At 72.9% G+C, this 16026-nt stretch carries 16 protein-coding genes and 1 tRNA gene; 7 read left to right on the plus strand and 10 right to left on the minus strand.

The genetic code is table 11. The annotated features are described in order from the left end of the window. Window positions 1-248 precede the first annotated feature (248 nt). The 7 genes from rplL to NP064_RS13755 all read right to left on the minus strand — a co-directional run bounded on the left by rplL (window position 249) and on the right by NP064_RS13755 (window position 4228). Window positions 249-635: a 50S ribosomal protein L7/L12 gene (gene rplL, locus NP064_RS13725; RefSeq protein WP_227570300.1), complete on the minus strand. Its 387-nt coding sequence runs from the start codon at window positions 633-635 to the stop codon at window positions 249-251. Between the two features lie 81 nt (window positions 636-716). Further along, window positions 717-1250 carry a 50S ribosomal protein L10 gene (gene rplJ / locus NP064_RS13730; RefSeq protein WP_227570299.1) on the minus strand — a complete coding sequence of 178 codons (534 nt, stop codon included), beginning with the start codon at window positions 1248-1250 and terminating at the stop codon, window positions 717-719. A gap of 328 nt (window positions 1251-1578) precedes the next feature. Continuing rightward, window positions 1579-2301: a 50S ribosomal protein L1 gene (rplA, locus tag NP064_RS13735; protein WP_227570298.1), complete on the minus strand. Its 723-nt coding sequence runs from the start codon at window positions 2299-2301 to the stop codon at window positions 1579-1581. Between the two features lie 82 nt (window positions 2302-2383). Next, window positions 2384-2815, minus strand: a complete 432-nt coding sequence (gene rplK, locus NP064_RS13740; protein WP_227570297.1) for a 50S ribosomal protein L11 — start codon at window positions 2813-2815, stop codon at window positions 2384-2386. Window positions 2816-2893: 78 nt separating this feature from the next. After that, the gene (nusG, locus tag NP064_RS13745) at window positions 2894-3691 is read right to left on the minus strand and encodes a transcription termination/antitermination protein NusG (protein ID WP_227570296.1); all 798 of its coding nucleotides are present in this window, start codon (window positions 3689-3691) and stop codon (window positions 2894-2896) included. Window positions 3692-3766: 75 nt separating this feature from the next. After that, window positions 3767-4057 carry a preprotein translocase subunit SecE gene (gene secE, locus NP064_RS13750; RefSeq protein ID WP_372456405.1) on the minus strand — a complete coding sequence of 97 codons (291 nt, stop codon included), beginning with the start codon at window positions 4055-4057 and terminating at the stop codon, window positions 3767-3769. A 98-nt stretch (window positions 4058-4155) separates the two neighbouring features. Then, window positions 4156-4228 (minus strand) — tRNA-Trp (locus tag NP064_RS13755). A gap of 254 nt (window positions 4229-4482) precedes the next feature. Between NP064_RS13755 and NP064_RS13760 the strand changes: the two genes are divergently transcribed. The 7 genes from NP064_RS13760 (at window position 4483) to NP064_RS13790 (ending at window position 12007) form a co-directional block, all read left to right on the plus strand. Beyond that, window positions 4483-5706, plus strand: a complete 1224-nt coding sequence (locus NP064_RS13760) for a pyridoxal phosphate-dependent aminotransferase (protein ID WP_227570295.1) — start codon at window positions 4483-4485, stop codon at window positions 5704-5706. 29 nt (window positions 5707-5735) lie between these two features. Continuing rightward, window positions 5736-6623 (plus strand): ABC transporter ATP-binding protein, encoded by an 888-nt coding sequence (locus tag NP064_RS13765; RefSeq protein ID WP_227570294.1) that lies wholly within the window; start codon window positions 5736-5738, stop codon window positions 6621-6623. After that, on the plus strand, window positions 6620-7477 hold the full coding sequence (locus tag NP064_RS13770; RefSeq protein WP_227570293.1) for an ABC transporter permease: 858 nt from the start codon (window positions 6620-6622) through the stop codon (window positions 7475-7477). The genes NP064_RS13765 and NP064_RS13770 overlap by 4 nt, the downstream gene beginning before the upstream one ends. A gap of 90 nt (window positions 7478-7567) precedes the next feature. Next, window positions 7568-8239: a hypothetical protein gene (locus NP064_RS13775; protein WP_227570292.1), complete on the plus strand. Its 672-nt coding sequence runs from the start codon at window positions 7568-7570 to the stop codon at window positions 8237-8239. Then, window positions 8236-9765 (plus strand): sensor histidine kinase, encoded by a 1530-nt coding sequence (locus NP064_RS13780; RefSeq protein ID WP_227570291.1) that lies wholly within the window; start codon window positions 8236-8238, stop codon window positions 9763-9765. The genes NP064_RS13775 and NP064_RS13780 overlap by 4 nt, the downstream gene beginning before the upstream one ends. Beyond that, entirely contained in the window at window positions 9762-10493 is a 732-nt protein-coding gene (locus NP064_RS13785) for a response regulator transcription factor (protein WP_227570290.1), read from the plus strand. The genes NP064_RS13780 and NP064_RS13785 overlap by 4 nt, the downstream gene beginning before the upstream one ends. Window positions 10494-10960: 467 nt before the next feature. Then, window positions 10961-12007: an adenosine deaminase gene (locus tag NP064_RS13790; protein ID WP_227570289.1), complete on the plus strand. Its 1047-nt coding sequence runs from the start codon at window positions 10961-10963 to the stop codon at window positions 12005-12007. Between the two features lie 104 nt (window positions 12008-12111). Here NP064_RS13790 and NP064_RS13795 read toward each other — a convergent pair whose 3' ends face one another. From NP064_RS13795 to NP064_RS13805, 3 genes are all read right to left on the minus strand, one after another. Then, entirely contained in the window at window positions 12112-13197 is a 1086-nt protein-coding gene (locus tag NP064_RS13795) for a UDP-N-acetylmuramate dehydrogenase (RefSeq protein ID WP_227570288.1), read from the minus strand. Between the two features lie 9 nt (window positions 13198-13206). Next, window positions 13207-14511, minus strand: a complete 1305-nt coding sequence (locus NP064_RS13800; protein ID WP_227570287.1) for an MFS transporter — start codon at window positions 14509-14511, stop codon at window positions 13207-13209. A 64-nt stretch (window positions 14512-14575) separates the two neighbouring features. Then, window positions 14576-15979, minus strand: a complete 1404-nt coding sequence (locus NP064_RS13805) for an MFS transporter (RefSeq protein WP_227570286.1) — start codon at window positions 15977-15979, stop codon at window positions 14576-14578. Window positions 15980-16026: the final 47 nt, after the last annotated feature.

A 16026-nucleotide genomic window follows, 5' to 3' on the forward strand; every position in this document is an offset into this window, starting at 1 on the left:
TTTGCAGGCACAAGCCAGCGCAAAGCGCTAGCGTATACGCTCTGAATAGACTTGTCTAGCCCGGCATGGAGAGCGCCTGAGCGCAAGCCGTCTGACCAGCGTTGACGCCCGGGCCCAAGAGCCCAGCGCGCGGCAGTCGACCTGCAGAGCACGAGACCCGCACCCCTGCCGGGGTGCGGGTCTCGTCGCATCCGCCCTCCTCGCGGAGGGCTCCCCCGGGCCGTGTCACCACGGCCCGGGGGCAAGTGTCACTTGAGGGTGACGGTGGCGCCAGCGCCCTCGAGAGCGGCCTTGGCCTTCTCGGCGGCCTCCTTGTTGACACCCTCCAGGACGGCCTTGGGGGCGCCGTCAACGAGGTCCTTGGCCTCCTTCAGGCCGAGGCTCGTGAGGGCACGCACCTCCTTGATGACCTGGATCTTCTTCTCGCCAGCGGCCTCGAGGACGACGTCGAACTCGTCCTTCTCCTCCTCGGCAGCGGCCTCGCCGCCACCGGCGGCGGGAGCAGCGGCAACCGCGACCGGAGCGGCGGCGGTGACCTCGAAGGTCTCCTCGAAGGCCTTCACGAACTCGGAGAGCTCGATGAGCGTGAGCTCCTTGAATGCGCTGATGAGCTCGTCAGTCGTGAGCTTCGCCATGATGGCGTGTCCTTCCATGTCGTGCCCGCCGACCTCGGTGGTCGGCGCAAGCGGGGGGTTCGAGCTGCTGGGCCGGGTGGCTCAGGCTGCTTCTTCGGTGGACTCCTCGCGCTTCGCGCGCAGGGCGTCGACGGTGCGCGCAGCCTGAGCCGCAGGCGCCGTGAAGAGGTACGCCGCCTGGAAGAGCGACGCCTTGAGCACGCCGGCCGTCTTGGCCAGCAGGACCTCGCGGGACTCGAGGTCCGCGAGGGTGTTGATCTCCGCAGCGGTCAGGGAGCGTCCTTCGAGGACACCACCCTTGATGACCAGCGCGGGGTTCGCCTTGGCGAAGTCACGCAGTCCCTTGGCCGCCTCCACCGGGTCACCGGTGACGAAGGCGATGGCCGAGGGGCCCTGGAGGTCGGCGTCGAGGCTCTCGATGCCGGCCTGCTTGGCCGCGATGGCGGTCAGCGTGTTCTTCACCACGGCGTAGGTTGCGTTGCCGCTGAGCGCGCGCCGCAGCTGCTTGAGCTGGGCGACGGTGAGCCCGCGGTACTCGGTCAGCACGGCCGCGTTCGAGTCACGGAACGCGTCCGTGAGCTCTGCGACTGCGGCTGCCTTGTCCGGCCTCGCCATGGCAATCCTTCCGGTGGTGGTGCCACCGGTCGTCTTCACCCCGCACACGACAAGAGCCCCGCGCAGGCGCGGGGCTCGAAGGCACTGGACTACATGCGACTCGAATCTCTCACCTGCGCTGGCCTCCGCTGCTGCGGGACTTCGGGCGGCTGCCGCGACGATCCTCGCGAACTGCGAGCATCCTGCGGTGGCCGACGACCGGCGGTCTTGGGCGCACTCACCATACGTCACCCGCGGCGGGAGGCAAAATCGCGCTCCCGGGCACGCGCAGACGCGAGAAGGCCCGGTCCGCGAACGGACCGGGCCTTCCCAGCAGATCAGACGCGCATCAGGCCGCGTCGGTCTCCTCGACCGTCAGGTTCTTCACCTTGTTCTGGTCGACGAGGATGCCGGGGCCGTTCGTCGTCGAGAACGTCGCCTTGGTGATGTAGCGGCCCTTCGAGGCGGACGGCTTGAGCCGCAGGACCTCGTCGAGCGCCGCGGCGTAGTTCTCCACCAGCTGCACGTCGGAGAACGACGTCTTGCCGATGATGAAGTGCAGGTTCCCGTGCTTGTCGACGCGGAACTCGATCTTGCCGCCCTTGATGTCGTTGACGGCCTTCGCGACGTCCATGGTCACCGTGCCGGTCTTCGGGTTCGGCATGAGCCCGCGCGGGCCCAGGACCTTTCCGAGGCGGCCGACCTTGCCCATGAGGTCCGGCGTGGCGACAGCGGAGTCGAAGTCCGTGTAACCCGCGGCGACCTTCTCGATGAGCTCGTCGCCACCGACGATGTCGGCTCCGGCGGCCCGAGCCTGCTCGGCACGCTCACCCGTGGCGAAGACCAGGACCCGAGCGGTCTTGCCGGTGCCGTGCGGCAGGTTGACGGTGCCACGGACCATCTGGTCCGCCTTGCGGGGGTCGACGCCGAGGCGGAAGGCCACCTCGACCGTCGCGTCGTACTTCGTCGTCGACGTGGCCTGCGCGAGGCGCACGGCCTCGAGCGGCGCGTAGAGCTTGTTCGGCTCGATCTTCTCGAGCGCGGCGTTGTACGCCTTGCTGTGCTTAGCCATCTGCTTGGTTCTCCTTGGTCAGCAGTCGTGGTCGTCGGGCCGCACAGGGCCCTGCCACTGCACTTCTCGAATGTGGTGCTGGTCAGGCCTGGACGTTGATGCCCATGGACCGTGCGGTGCCGGCGATGATCTTCTCGGCGGCAGCCAGGTCGTTCGCGTTGAGGTCGACCAGCTTGGTGCTGGCGATCTCGCGCACCTGGTCGGCGGTCAGCGTGGCGACCTTGACCGTGTGCGGCGTGGGCGAGCCCTTGGCGACGCCAGCGGCCTTCTTGATCAGCTCGGCGGCCGGCGGGGTCTTCGTGATGAACGTGAAGGAGCGGTCTTCGTAGACCGTGATCTCCACGGGCACGACGTCCCCACGCTGCGACTCGGTCGCCGCGTTGTACGCCTTGCAGAACTCCATGATGTTGACGCCGTGCTGACCCAGTGCGGGTCCGATCGGCGGCGCCGGCGTGGCAGCCCCAGCCTTGATCTGGAGCTTGATCAGGCCGGTGACCTTCTTCTTGGGAGGCATGTCGGGTCCTTCTTCGTGAACTTCAGGTGACTTGCGCGGCCGACGGCGCCGCGCGACGCCGTCGGTGGGGTGTCAGCCTCAGATCTTGGCGACCTGGCTGAACGACAGCTCGACCGGGGTCTCCCGGCCGAAGATGGAGACGAGCACCTTGAGCTTCTGGTTCTCAGGGTTGATCTCGGAGATCGTCGCGGGCAGCGTGTCGAACGGGCCGTCCGTGACGGTGACCGACTCGCCGACCGTGAAGTCGACCTTGATCTCGGTCGCGGCCCGCGTCGCGGCGCCGCCTGCCGAGGTCTTGGCGGGCTCCAGCGTGGGCGCCAGCATCGAGAAGACCTCGTCGAGGGTCAGCGGCACCGGCTGGTGGGTGTGCCCCACGAAGCCCGTGACGCCGGGCGTGTGGCGCACGGCGCCCCACGACTCGTCGGTGAGGTCCATGCGGACGAGGACGTACCCGGGGATCCGGACGCGGCGCACGACCTTGCGCTGCGCGTTCTTGATCTCCGTGACCTCCTCCATCGGCACCTCGACCTGGTGGATGTAGTCCTCCATGTTGAGGCTCTGGGTCCGGTTCTCCAGGTTCGCCTTCACCCGGTTCTCGTAGCCCGCGTAGGAGTGGATGACGTACCAGTCACCCGGCTGCGTCCGGAGCTGCGCCTTGAAGGCCGCGACCGGGTCCTCCTCGACATCTGCCTCGACCTCGGCCTCGACGTCCGCCTGCTCGACCTCGTCGGTCACGCTCTCGTCAGCGGCCTCGACGGTCTCGACGGCGTCAGCAGAACCTGCGGCGGGCGCCTCGACCGCCTCGACCGACGCCAGTGCGTCCTCGAGCTCCGTCTCGGCAGTGCCCTGCTCGGGTTCCTGCGACTCGTACGACACGTGCGAACCTGCTTTCTCAACGACTGTCCTGCAGAACGGGTGGACGGGGGCCGCCCGACCTGGGAGTGCGGGGCGTCAGCCTCCGAAGATGAAGAACGTGGCCTCGCCGACACCGAGGTCCACCAACGTCACGAACGCCATCACGATCACGACGAACACGAGCACCACGCCCGTGTAGGTGACGAGCTCCGAGCGCGTCGGGCGCACGACCTTCTTGAGCTCCGCGACCACCTGGCGGATGAAGAGCGCGATGCGCGCGAAGAGGCCGCGACGGTTTGGACCGTCGCTACGGACCGGCGTCGGCAGATCCGTCCGCGGCGCGGAGCCGCCGGCGTCGGACGCCTCGGCAGGTGCGGATTCGCTCACAGCTGTCCCCTACGTGCTCGTCGTGTGGTGCGCTGCGTCCCGGAGATGCCGGGTCGCGGCGCCGGCCCGACTAGAGAGCCGGACCGTGACCGCGTGCGCAGGGCAGGCGAGACTCGAACTCGCAACCGCCGGTTTTGGAGACCGGTGCGCTACCAATTGCGCCACTGCCCTACGGCGGTAGTCACCCCGCCACGGTGGGCCATGCGCGTCCCGGCCCCGGGGGGCACGATCTGCGGGCACGGCTCATCATGGCGGACGTCAACCGCCGGTGGACCACTGTACGCGAGACCTGGCCGTGGGTCGAACCAGCCTCCCGGCCAGGGCTCCCGGGGCGCTCCCGGCGGCCGCCCCGCCGCCCAGGGACCCGCGTCTCGACGCGTCGACGCCTCCTCCACGCGGGCGCCCGGGTCTGCCAAGATGGGCACGTGACCCAGAACACGATCCAGCCCCGGTCCCGCGTCTCCGAGCGCGTGGGCGCCATCGCCGAGTCCGCGACGCTCGCGGTCGACGCCAAGGCCAAGGCGCTCAAGGCGGCGGGCCGCCCGGTGATCGGGTTCGGCGCCGGGGAGCCTGACTTCCCGACCCCCGACTACATCGTCGAGGCCGCCGTCGCCGCCGCCCGCGAGCCCGCGTCGCACCGGTACTCCCCCACCGCCGGGCTGCCGGCGCTCCGCGAGGGCATCGCGGCGAAGACGCTGCGCGACTCCGGCTACGAGGTCTCCCCCGCGAACGTGCTGGTGACCAACGGCGGCAAGCAGGCGGTCTACCAGGCGTTCGCGTCGATCGTGGACCCGGGCGACGAGGTGCTGCTGCCCGCCCCGTACTGGACGACGTACCCCGAGGCGATCCGGCTGCCTGGCGGCGTGCCCGTCGAGGTGGTCGCCGGCGCCGACCAGGGCTATCTCGTGACCGTGGAGCAGCTCGAGGCGGCGCGCACCGAGCGGACCAAGGCGCTGCTGTTCTGCTCCCCCTCGAACCCCACCGGGGCCGTGTACTCCCCCGAGCAGACCGAGGAGATCGGCCGCTGGGCGCTCGAGCACGGCATCTGGGTCATCACGGACGAGATCTACGAGCACCTGACCTACGACGGCGCGGTCTTCACCCCGATCGTGCGGGTGGTGCCGGAGCTCGCCGACACGACCATCGTGCTCAACGGCGTCGCGAAGACCTACGCGATGACCGGCTGGCGGGTGGGCTGGATGATCGCCCCCTCCGACGTGATCAAGGCGGCGACGAACCTGCAGTCGCACCTGTCCTCGAACGTGGCCAACGTCTCCCAGCGGGCCGCTCTCGCCGCGGTCACCGGCGACCTGACGGCCGTCGAGCGGATGCGCGAGGCCTTCGACCGGCGGCGGCGCACCATGGTGGAGATGCTCACCGCCATCGACGGCGTGGCCCTCCCCACCCCGCAGGGCGCCTTCTACGCGTACCCCTCGGTGGAGGGCGTGCTGGGCCGCACGATCCGCGGCGTGACCCCGACCACCTCGGTCGAGCTCGCCGCGCTGATCCTCGAGCAGGCGGAGGTCGCGGTGGTCCCCGGCGAGGCGTTCGGCCCCAGCGGGTTCCTGCGGCTCTCGTACGCGATCGGCGACGACGACCTCGTCGAGGGCGTCGGCCGGATCCAGCGGCTGCTCGCCGAGGCCGAGTGACCCGCGGGCCGCGGCGGGCGGGCTGACCGGTGCCGGCGAGCCCTCTGGCCGTCGAGGTCGCCGGGCTGCGCAAGCGCTACGGCGACCGCGTCGCGGTGGACGGGCTCGACCTCGCGGTCCGGCGCGGGGAGGTCTTCGCGGTGCTCGGCCCCAATGGCGCCGGCAAGACGACGACGGTCGAGATCCTCGAGGGGTTCCGCGACCGTGACGCCGGCCACGTGAGCGTGCTCGGGCAGGATCCCGCGACGGCGGGCCGCGAGTGGCGGGCCCGGATCGGCGTGGTGCTGCAGGAGGCGCGCGACCTGTCCGAGGCCACCGCCGAGGAGCTCGTGCGCCACTTCGCGGGCTACTACCCCGCGCCGCGGGACCCTGACGAGGTGATCGACGCCGTGGGCCTGCGCGAGAAGGCCCGCACCCGCGTCCGGCTGCTCTCCGGCGGTCAGCGCCGCAGGCTGGACGTCGCGCTGGGCATCGTCGGCGACCCGGAGCTGCTCTTCCTCGACGAGCCGACCACAGGTTTCGACCCGCAGGCCAGGCGCTCGTTCTGGAGCCTCGTCGGCGGACTTCGCGACCAGGGCACGACGGTGCTGCTCACCACCCACTACCTGGACGAGGCGGAGCACCTGGCCGACCGGGTGGCCGTGGTGCGCGACGGCCGAATCCTGGCCCTCGACGCCCCTTCCGAGCTGGGTGGGCGCGCCGCGCGCCGCGCCGTCGTGCGGTGGGTCGAGGACGGTGAGCCCCGCGAGGTCCGCACCGACCACCCCACGCGGACCGTCGCCGAGCTCGCCGCCCGCTCGGGCTGGCCCGACGCCGAGATCCCGGGCCTCCAGGTGCTGCGCCCCAGCCTCGAGGACGTGTACCTGGGCCTGATCGGCGACGCCGCGGCGGCCCAGGACGAGGAGCCTGTCGCATGACGGCCGTCGACCCCCGCCGCCCCGCCGACGCGCCCGCACGCGGACGCCTGCCCGGGGTGCTGCGGCTGGGCCTGTCCCGCACCTGGCTCGAGCTACGGCTGTTCTTCCGCGAGCGCGACGCCATCGTCTTCATCCTCGCCTACCCGGTGATCATGCTGGCGATCTTCTCGACGGTGTTCGGCCAGGACGGCAACCGGGTCGGCCCGCCGCCCGGCATCCCGTACGCGCAGTACTTCCTGCCCGGGATGGTCGCCACGGGCGTGATGCTGTCCAGCTTCCAGTCGGTCGCCCTGATGATCGCGACGGAGCGGGACGAGGGCGGGCTCAAGCGGCTCCGCGCCACCCCGTTGCCCGCGAGCGCGTACTTCCTCGGCAAAGTCGGGCAGGTGCTGGTGATCTCGATCGGGCAGACGGCGCTGCTGCTCCTGCTCGCGGCGACGGCGTTCGACGTGCCGATGCCGAGGGGCGGCGCGTGGCTCACCTTCGCGTGGGTGTTCGTGCTGGGCACCGCGACGGGGACTGTGTGCGGGGTCGCGTTCTCCTCGGCGCCGCGCTCCGGGCGCAGCGCCGCGGCGGTCGTCACTCCCATCGTGCTGGTGCTGCAATTCATCTCCGGGGTGTTCTTCGTGTTCAACGACCTCCCGGCGTGGATGCAGCAGGTGGCCTCGGTGTTCCCACTGAAGTGGATGGCACAGGGCATGCGCTCGGTGTTCCTGCCGGCGGAGGCCGAGTCCTTCGAGGTCGCCGGCTCCTGGCAGCACGGGGCGACGGTGGCTGTGCTGCTGGCGTGGCTGGTGGTGGGCCTGCTGGTCGGGGTGCGCACCTTCCGGTGGCGGCGGCGCGACGATGGGTGAAGAGTGGCGGACGGCCAGGTGGCGCCGGTGCCCAGGTCGCTGACCTGCACCCTCATGGAAGTCTCACGCAAAAGACCGATAGTGTGAGGTATGCCCCGAAACGCCAGTGTCGTCGCGGGCGGCTCGGCCGCGGTTCTGCTGCTCGGCGTCGCGTCCGCGGCCGCGTTCTCGGACACCGCCCCGATGACCGGGCCCATCGGTATCCCGCTGGTCGTGTCGCGGGGGCTCGAGGACGGCGCGTCGCCCCGGCCTGACGCCCCGGCGCCCGGCGACGTCGCGCCGACCCCGGCTGACGGCGGCGGACCGGACGACGGCGACTCCCTCGCCGACCACGTGCCCCTCGCAGCCCCGGCGCCGGGCGCGCCCGGGGCTCCGAGCGCCGCAGAGCCGGGGACCGCCGCCTCGACGCCTGGCGCGCTCTCCCCCGACGCCACGCCGACATCGACGCACGACCCCGACTCCCGGTGGCCGAGGTCGGGGTGGAGCTGGCGTGGGTCGGGCCCCGTCGGATGGCCCCGCCCGGAGCCGGTGCGCGTCACGCGCACGACCGCCCCCTCGCCCACCTCGAGCCCGACGCCCGTCCCGAGCCCATCCCCGGTCGTCGTGCTCCTCCCCTCCCCGCCCGCCCCGCCGTCACCGTCCCCCTCGCCGGCGCCGACCGGGGTGTCAGGCGAGGCCGCCCTCCCATCGGGGCAGGATGACACTGGCAGCAGGGACCGCGGCTCCCGCGGCATGTCGGACGGCGCCTGGGCGTGGCCATGAGGGCGACGCACGCGCGTCAGCCCCGGGCGAGCTGGAACCCCGCGCGGCGGACGGCGCACGTCACCGTCCGCGCGCGGCTGCTCGGAGCCGTGGTCGCGCTTGCCGGCCTCACCGTGCTCATCGCTGGAGCAGCGGCGTTCGCCCTGCAAGCGCAGGCCACGGACGCCCGGATCGACAGCTCGTTGGGCCGCGCCGTCGAGGTGCTGCACATCACCGCCAACGACGGGCCGAACCCCGACCAGGCGTCGAGGCCTAAGTTCACCACCGTGGCGGACCTGCTCGAGAAGGCCGTGCAGATGCGTGGCCTGACGGAGCACGAGGGCGTGATCGCGCTGGTCGACGGCGAGCCTCGCTGGTTCGCGTCCCGTCCCGTGGTGCTGCGCCTCGAGGCGGACCTCGAGCTCGTGGACCTGCTGCGGGACCTGCCCTCCGACCAGCCAGTCGAGCTGCGCACGGTGCGCACGTCGTTGACGGAGTACCGGATGGTCGCGGTGCCGGTGCGGGTCGGCGGGGACCCGTCCGTCGGCATGTTCGTCGTGGCGGTCGACCGCGGCGCGGAGATCGACACGCTCAGCCGCACCTACCTCACGTACGCGACGATCGCCCTGGGGTCGCTCGCGGTAATCGCCGCGGTGGCCTGGTTCGTGGTGGGCCGCCTGCTGAGCCCCATCCGGCTGCTGCGCGACGCCGCCCGCCGGATCACCGAGTCGGACCTGTCCGAGCGGATCCCGGTCTCGGGCGCCGACGACCTGTCGGACTTGGCGGCCACAGTGAACGCCATGCTCGACCGGTTGGAGAACGCGTTCGGCTCCCAGCGCGAGCTGCTCGACGACGTGGGGCACGAGCTGCGGACGCCCTTGACGATCGTGCGCGGGCACCTCGAGCTCATCAACCCCAGGGACCCGGAGGACGTGCGGGCCGTGCAGTCGCTGGCGCTGGACGAGCTGGACCGGATGCACCGCCTCGTCGACGACCTCATGACGCTGGCCACCGCGGACCGGCCGGACTTCGTGCGGCCCGCCCCGACGGACATCGGGCGCCTGACGGATGACGTGCTGGACAAGGCCCGCAGCCTGGGCGACAGGCAGTGGCAGGTCACCGCCCGCGCGGACGTGGTGCTGATGGTGGACTCGCAGCGCGTCACGCAGGCCTGGTTGCAGCTCATCGCCAATGCCGTGTCGGTCTCCGCACCCGGGACCCGCATCCGGATCGGCAGCGAGCTGCATGCCGGTCGGGTGCGCCTGTGGGTGCACGACCAGGGCCCGGGAGTCGCGCCCGAGGAGGAGCAGCGCATCTTCGAGCGGTTCCACCGGGGCCGCGCGGACCGGACGGGCCGCCGCTCGGAGGGCGCAGGCCTCGGGCTGCCCATCGTGGCGGCCATCGCCGCCGCCCACCGGGGCCGCGTCCGCCTCGAGCGCTGGCCCGCGCACGCCGGACCAGGCTCGGTCTTCCTCCTCGACCTGCCCGCCATCCCGTACACCGAAAAGTCGCGCCAGGGGCGCGCCGAGCTCGTGGAGCACAGATGACGCAGATCCTCATCGCCGAGGACGAAGAGCGGATCGCCGCCTTCATCGCCAAGGGCCTGCACGCCGAGGGGTTCGCGACCAGTGTGGTGGCCACCGGGCGGGAGGCCATCGACCTCGCCCGCACCGGCGAGTACGCGCTGCTCGTTCTCGACCTGGGCCTCGCGGACATGGACGGGCTCGACGTGCTGCAGCAGCTGCGGGCGACGGGCGAGGCGGTGCCGGTCATCATCCTGACGGCGCGCAGCTCGGTGACGGACACGGTGACCGGCCTCGAGTCCGGCGCCGACGACTACATGGCCAAGCCGTTCCGCTTCGAGGAGCTGCTGGCCCGGGTGCGGCTGCGGCTGCGCACGCCGCAGCAGGTCGGCGAGGCGACGACCCTGACGCACGGGCCCTTGCAGCTCGACCTGCGCACCCGGCGGATGAAGGTGGCAGACCACGAGATCGACCTGTCCGCGCGGGAGTTCGCGCTGGCGGAGACCTTCCTGCGCCACCCCGGGCACGTGCTCAGCCGAGAGCAGCTCCTCTCCCAGGTGTGGGGGTACGACTTCGACCCCGGCTCGAACGTCGTCGACGTCTACGTGCGCTACCTGCGCAAGAAACTCGGCGCCGCGCACTTCGACACGGTGCGGGGGGTCGGCTACCGGCTGGTCGACGCGACGGCCACCAGGTCGACCTCCCAGGGGCGCCATGTCGCGCCGTACCAGGGCCGCGACGCCCCGGGCTGACACGGACCGCTCGTCAGGGGCGCTCAGCCGACCGCCGCGCCGGCCGGCGAACGCTCCGACCGCGGCGGGTCGGCTGGCCGCGGCGGGGCGAGCTCGACCATCCGGCCACTCCCCGTGGAGGCGCGGGACGCCGAGTCGGCCGCCGGCCTCATGGACCCTCCCATGGTCGAGCGGCTCGCGGCGTCGTCCGGCGCGGTGGGGGCCCTGCTCGGGCGCACCTGCTCGGCGGCGCCGAGCCCTCCGATCACCCCCAGGGCGATCGACGCCCCAGCCCCGAACGCCACCCAGCCGTGGCGCCCTCGATCCGTCCCCGACACCATCCGACCCCCGACCTCACCGCGACCGCCCGTCACCACGACGACGTGCGCCGAGCGGGTTCTGACACCGACAGGCTGCGGCCTGGCGGTGAGCCCGTCAGGAGATCGACATGAGAGTCCTCTCACGGACCTGTTTGGCAGACTGTGCGGGTGCGTGACCTGGACCGGCTCCCCAAGGCCCACCTGCACCTGCACTTCACCGGCTCCATGCGGCCGGAGACGTTGCAGGACCTCGCCGTGGGATACGGCGTGCGCCTGCCCTCCGCGCTGCTGGACGGGGACCCGCTGCGGGTCCCCGCCGACGAGCGCGGCTGGTTCCGCTTCCAACGCCTGTACGACGCGGCGAGGGCGTGCGTGCGGAGCGAGGCGGACATGCGCCGCATCCTCACCGAGGCCGTCGCCGACGACGCCGCCGAGGGATCCCGCCGGCTGGAGATCCAGGTCGACCCGACGTCGTACGCGCCGTTCGTGGGGGGACTCACGCCAGCTCTCGAGATCGTGCTGGACGCGGCCCGATCCGCCGGGCAGCGGCACGGGGTCGAGGTGGGCGTCGTCGTGGCCGCGTCCCGCATGCGCCACCCGCTCGAGGCGCGCACCCTCGCGCGGCTCGCGGCGCTGCACGCCGGCGACGGGCCTGGCCAGGTCGTCGGCTTCGGCCTGAGCAACGACGAGCGGCGCGGGGAGACCTCCGAGTTCGCGGCGGCCTTCGAGATCGCCCGCCGGGCCGGGCTGGCGTCGGTGCCGCACGGCGGGGAGCTGCTCGGCCCGGCGCACGTCGACTCCGTCCTGGACCATCTGTCGCCCGACCGCCTGGGCCACGGCGTCCGCGCCGCCGAGGACCCGGCGGTGCTGGACCGGGTCGTGGGCCAGGGCGTCGCGCTCGAGGTCTGCCCGGCGTCCAACGTCTCCCTCGGCGTCTACCGCGACCAGGCCCAGGTGCCGCTCCGCGCGCTCGTGGACGCCGGGGCCACCGTGGCGTTGGGCGCCGACGACCCGCTGCTCTTCGGGTCGAGGCTGACCGGCCAGTACGAGGCGGCCCGCACCGTGCACGGGTTCACCGACGCCGACCTCGCGGCCCTGGCCAAGTCGTCCATCCGCGCGAGCCGCGCCAGCGATCAGACGCGCGCCCGCCTGATCGGCGAGGTGGACGCGTGGCTCGCGGAGCCCGACCCCGCAGCCGCCCGAGCCGCCAGTTGACCGACCGCGGGGTTGAGGGACCGCGGGGCTGAGGGACCGCGGGGCTGCCCAACTGCGGGGCTGACCAACCGCAGGTGCCCGCCGTCGCCGGCCCCGGTGGACGGTCAGAGGGAGACGCCCACCAGCACAGGCTCCGGCTCAAGGGCCACCCCGAACCGCTCGCGCACCCCGTCGCGGACCTCGCGGGCCAGCGCCACGATGTCGGCGGCGGCGGCGCCGCCCCGGTTCGTCAGCGCGAGCGTGTGCTTCGTGGACAGCGCTGCCGGTCCCGGGAGCCCGTAGCCGCGGCCGAACCCCGCGCGCTCGATGAGCCACGCGGCGCTGACCTTCACGTCCTCCCCCGCCGGGTAACGTGGCGCGTCCTCCGGCAGCAGCAGGGCGTCCTCCTGGCTCAGCACCGGGTTGGTGAAGAAGGAGCCGGCGCTCGCGGTGTCCGGGTCGGTCGGGTCCAGCACCATGCCCTTGCGGGCCCGCAGCCCCAGGACCGCCGCTCGGACGTCCTCGAGCGGCGCCCTTTCGCCCACGGCGACGTCCAGCGCCGCGGCGAGCTCTCCGTACGCGACAGGCGCCGACAGGTCGCCGGGCTTGAGCTGGAACGTCACGTCGAGGACGACGTACCGGGGGGTGGGGTACCACGGCGAGCGGTCGTCACCGGGGACCACGCGCATCGACCGCTTGAGCACCGAGGTGCGGTAGCCAAAGCCCAGATCGGCCAGGGGGAAGGTCCGCACCCGCGCGCGCTCACGGTCGAAGACCCGCACCAGCGCGATCGTCTGCGCGACCTCCTGGCCGTAGGCGCCCACGTTCTGCACGGGGGTGGCGCCCGTCGAGCCGGGGATGCCGGACAGCGCCTCGACGCCCACGAGCCTCTGCTCCACGGCGTACGCCACCACGTCGTCCCATGGGGCGCCCGCCGGCGCCGTCACGGTGGCCCCCGCGCACGCGGACGAGTCCGGCGTGGTGACGCCCGTGCGCAGGTCCCGCACAACGACGCCGTCGAAGCCCTCGTCGGACACCAGCAGGTTCGAGCCGCCGCCCAGCACGAGCACGGGCTCGCCGTCGGCGTCGGCCGCGCGGACGGTGGCGATGAGCTCGGCCTCGTCCGCGGTCTCGACGTACCGCCCCGCCGGCCCGCCCACCCGCATCGTCGTCAGCTGGGCCAAGGTCGGTGTCTCGGTCGAGGTGGTCACCCCACCAGGCTAGTTCCCCGCCGCGGGCTGGTCGCTGCCACGGCCCATCGACGTCCCCGCGACCCCGTCGTCGGCCTCGGCGGGCGGGCGGAGGGCGTGCAGCACGCACAGCCCGACGAGCACGGGCACGGCGATCGCCAGCAGGGCGTGCCGGTAGCCGACGGCGCCGGCCAGCAGGCCCAGCACCGGCGGGCCGGCGAGGAACGCCGAGTACCCGATGGTCGCGACCACGCTCACCCGCCCGGCAGCACGGGCCGGGTCGTCGCTGGCGGCGCTCATGCCGACCGGGAAGCCGAGCGCGGCGCCCATCCCCCACAGCACGATGCCGGCCATGGCCAGCCAGAGCAGGGTGTCCGGGACGAGGGCGAAGACACCGAGGCCGACGAGCGACAGCACCGCCGACATCCGCAAGGTCGCGATCCGCCCGAACCGGTCGAGCAAGGACGTGCCGAGGAACCGCATGGCCGTCATGGCGGTGACGAAGACGCCGAAGGCGAGGGCGCCGATGGCGTCCGTCGTGCCGAAGCCGTCGACGACCGCGAGCGCCACCCAGTCGTTCGCGGAGCCCTCGGTGAGGGCCGCGGCGAGCACCACCAGGCCGATCAGCAGCGTCCGGGGCTCGAGCCAGCTGCCGAAGGCCTGCCGCGCGCGGCTGGGGCCCTCCACGGCAGTCGCCGGGTCCGCGCCCGTGGCCTCGTGCCGCTGCGCCGCGTCCTCGACGCCTGCCTCGCGCTCGGGCAGGAATCGGCGCACGGCGAGCGCCACCCCGATGCTCGATGCCAGCACCGCGACCGGGATGTGCACCACGACGGGCACTCCGAGGCCCGCGGCGAGCGCGGCCACCGCAGCTCCGGCGGCGGTGCCGATCGAGAAGCCCGCGTGGTAGCGGGGCATCACCGTGTGCCCGAGCCGCTGCTCGACCGCCGCCCCCTCGAGGTTCATCGACGCGTCCCATGTGCCGGTGCCCACGCCGAACACCACGGCGCCGGAGGCCACCACGAGCACCACGCCGCCGGCGACGCCGACCGACGCGAGCGCCAGCCCGACCGCGTTGACGAGCGCGAACGCCAGCACCGTGCGGCGCGCGCCGAGCCGCGTCACCACCAGCCCGGACAGCGGCAGCGCGATGAGGGAGCCGATGGCGCCCACGAGCAGCAGCGCGCCCATCTGCTCCGGGCTCAGGCCCAGCGCGTCACGGACCGCGGGCAGGCGCGATGCCCAACTCGAGAAGTTGAAGCCGTTGAGGGCGAAGACCACGAAGACCGCGAGCGACGCCGCTCGCAGCCGTGGGTCGTCGGTGCGCCTGGCGCTCATGCGCGACTCCTTCGTCGTGGCCCCGTCTCCGGGCTCATCGTGCACCGGTGGGCCCGGACACGGGTCATCGTGCCGTGACCGGCAGCAGGTCGGCTTGGGGGTCCTGCGGCTGGCCGGGCTGGCCCGGCACATCCGGCGCGTCGGGCCCATGGGCGGCGGTCGACGGCGCCTGATCGGGGGTGCCCGTCGTGGGCGCCTCCTCGCGCACGCCAGGCGCGGCCTCGGATGACGCGAGGGGGGCGACCCGGCGGGAGAGCGCGACGGAGACCACCATCGCGACGGCGATCAGGGTCAGTGCGCGCCGGGCGCCCATCGAGTCGGCGGCCAGGCCGAGGAGCGGCGGGGCGGCGATCGACGCGACGGACGAGAAGGCGGAGACGACGGCGACCCGGCCCGCCGCGAGCATCGGGTCGTCAGAGGCCGCCGCGATGCCCAACGGCACGGCCAGCGCGGCTCCGAAGCCCCAGGCCGCGACCCCGATCACGGCGATCTCGAACGTGGGGGCGAATCCGAAGAGCAGCAGCCCTGCCAAGGACACGCACCCCGAGACGCGCAGCGCCCGCACACGCCCGACCCGGTCGATGAGCCGGGTGCCGAGCAGGCGCACGGCCGTCATGGCGCCGACGAACAGCCCGAACACCGTCGCGCCGACTGCCTCGGTGCGGTCGAACCCGTCCACCACGGCGAGCGCGAGCCAGTCGTTCGCCGACCCCTCGGAGAGCGCGGCAGCCATGATGACGACGCCGATCAGCAGGGTGCGCGGCTCGCGCCACGCGTCGAGGGCCGATCCCAGGGCGCGCCGGCGGGCGGGCGGCCCCGACGGCTGGTCCGCGTGCCCGGCGGCTGGGAGCGCCTCGGCGGCGATGACGCGGACCGGAGCCGGCTCCAGCACCGCGTCCCTCAGCGAGGCGAGCCGCCAGGCGGTGCCGACGGCCGCGGTGACGAGGAAGTGGGCGAGCACGGGGACGGCGAGGCTCGAGGCGAGCGCGCCGATCAGCGATCCGAGCACCGCGCCGACCGAGAACGCGGCGTGGAACTGCGGCAGCACGGTGCGCCCCATGCGCCGCTCCACCGCGGCGGTCTCCACGTTCAGCGGGACGTTGCCCACCGCGAAGGAGACGCCGTTGAGGAAGATGCCCGCGGCGAGCAGCGGGACGGATCCGAGCGTCGGGCCGAGCCCGATGAGGACGTAGGCGGCAGCGAACCCGACGGTCGAGAGCAGCAGGGAGACGCGCCCGCCGAACCGGGTGACGATCACGCCCGAGACGGTGGCGGTCGCGAGGGCGCCGACCGAGCCTGCCAGGAGGACCACGCCCAGCTGGCTGGCGCTGAGCTCGAGCGCGTCGCGGACGGCCGGGATGCGGGCGAGCCAGCTCGAGAACATCAGCCCGTTGAGGGCGAAGAGGCCCAGGAGCGCCAGGCGGGTGCGCCCGAGCGACCGCGTGGATTGGGATCGCAGGTTGCGCACAACTACTCCGGAGCGACGGCAGGATGATGGCGAATCGATTCGATCAC

The organism is Cellulomonas chengniuliangii (genome assembly GCF_024508335.1).
Lineage (GTDB): Bacteria > Actinomycetota > Actinomycetes > Actinomycetales > Cellulomonadaceae > Cellulomonas_A > Cellulomonas_A chengniuliangii.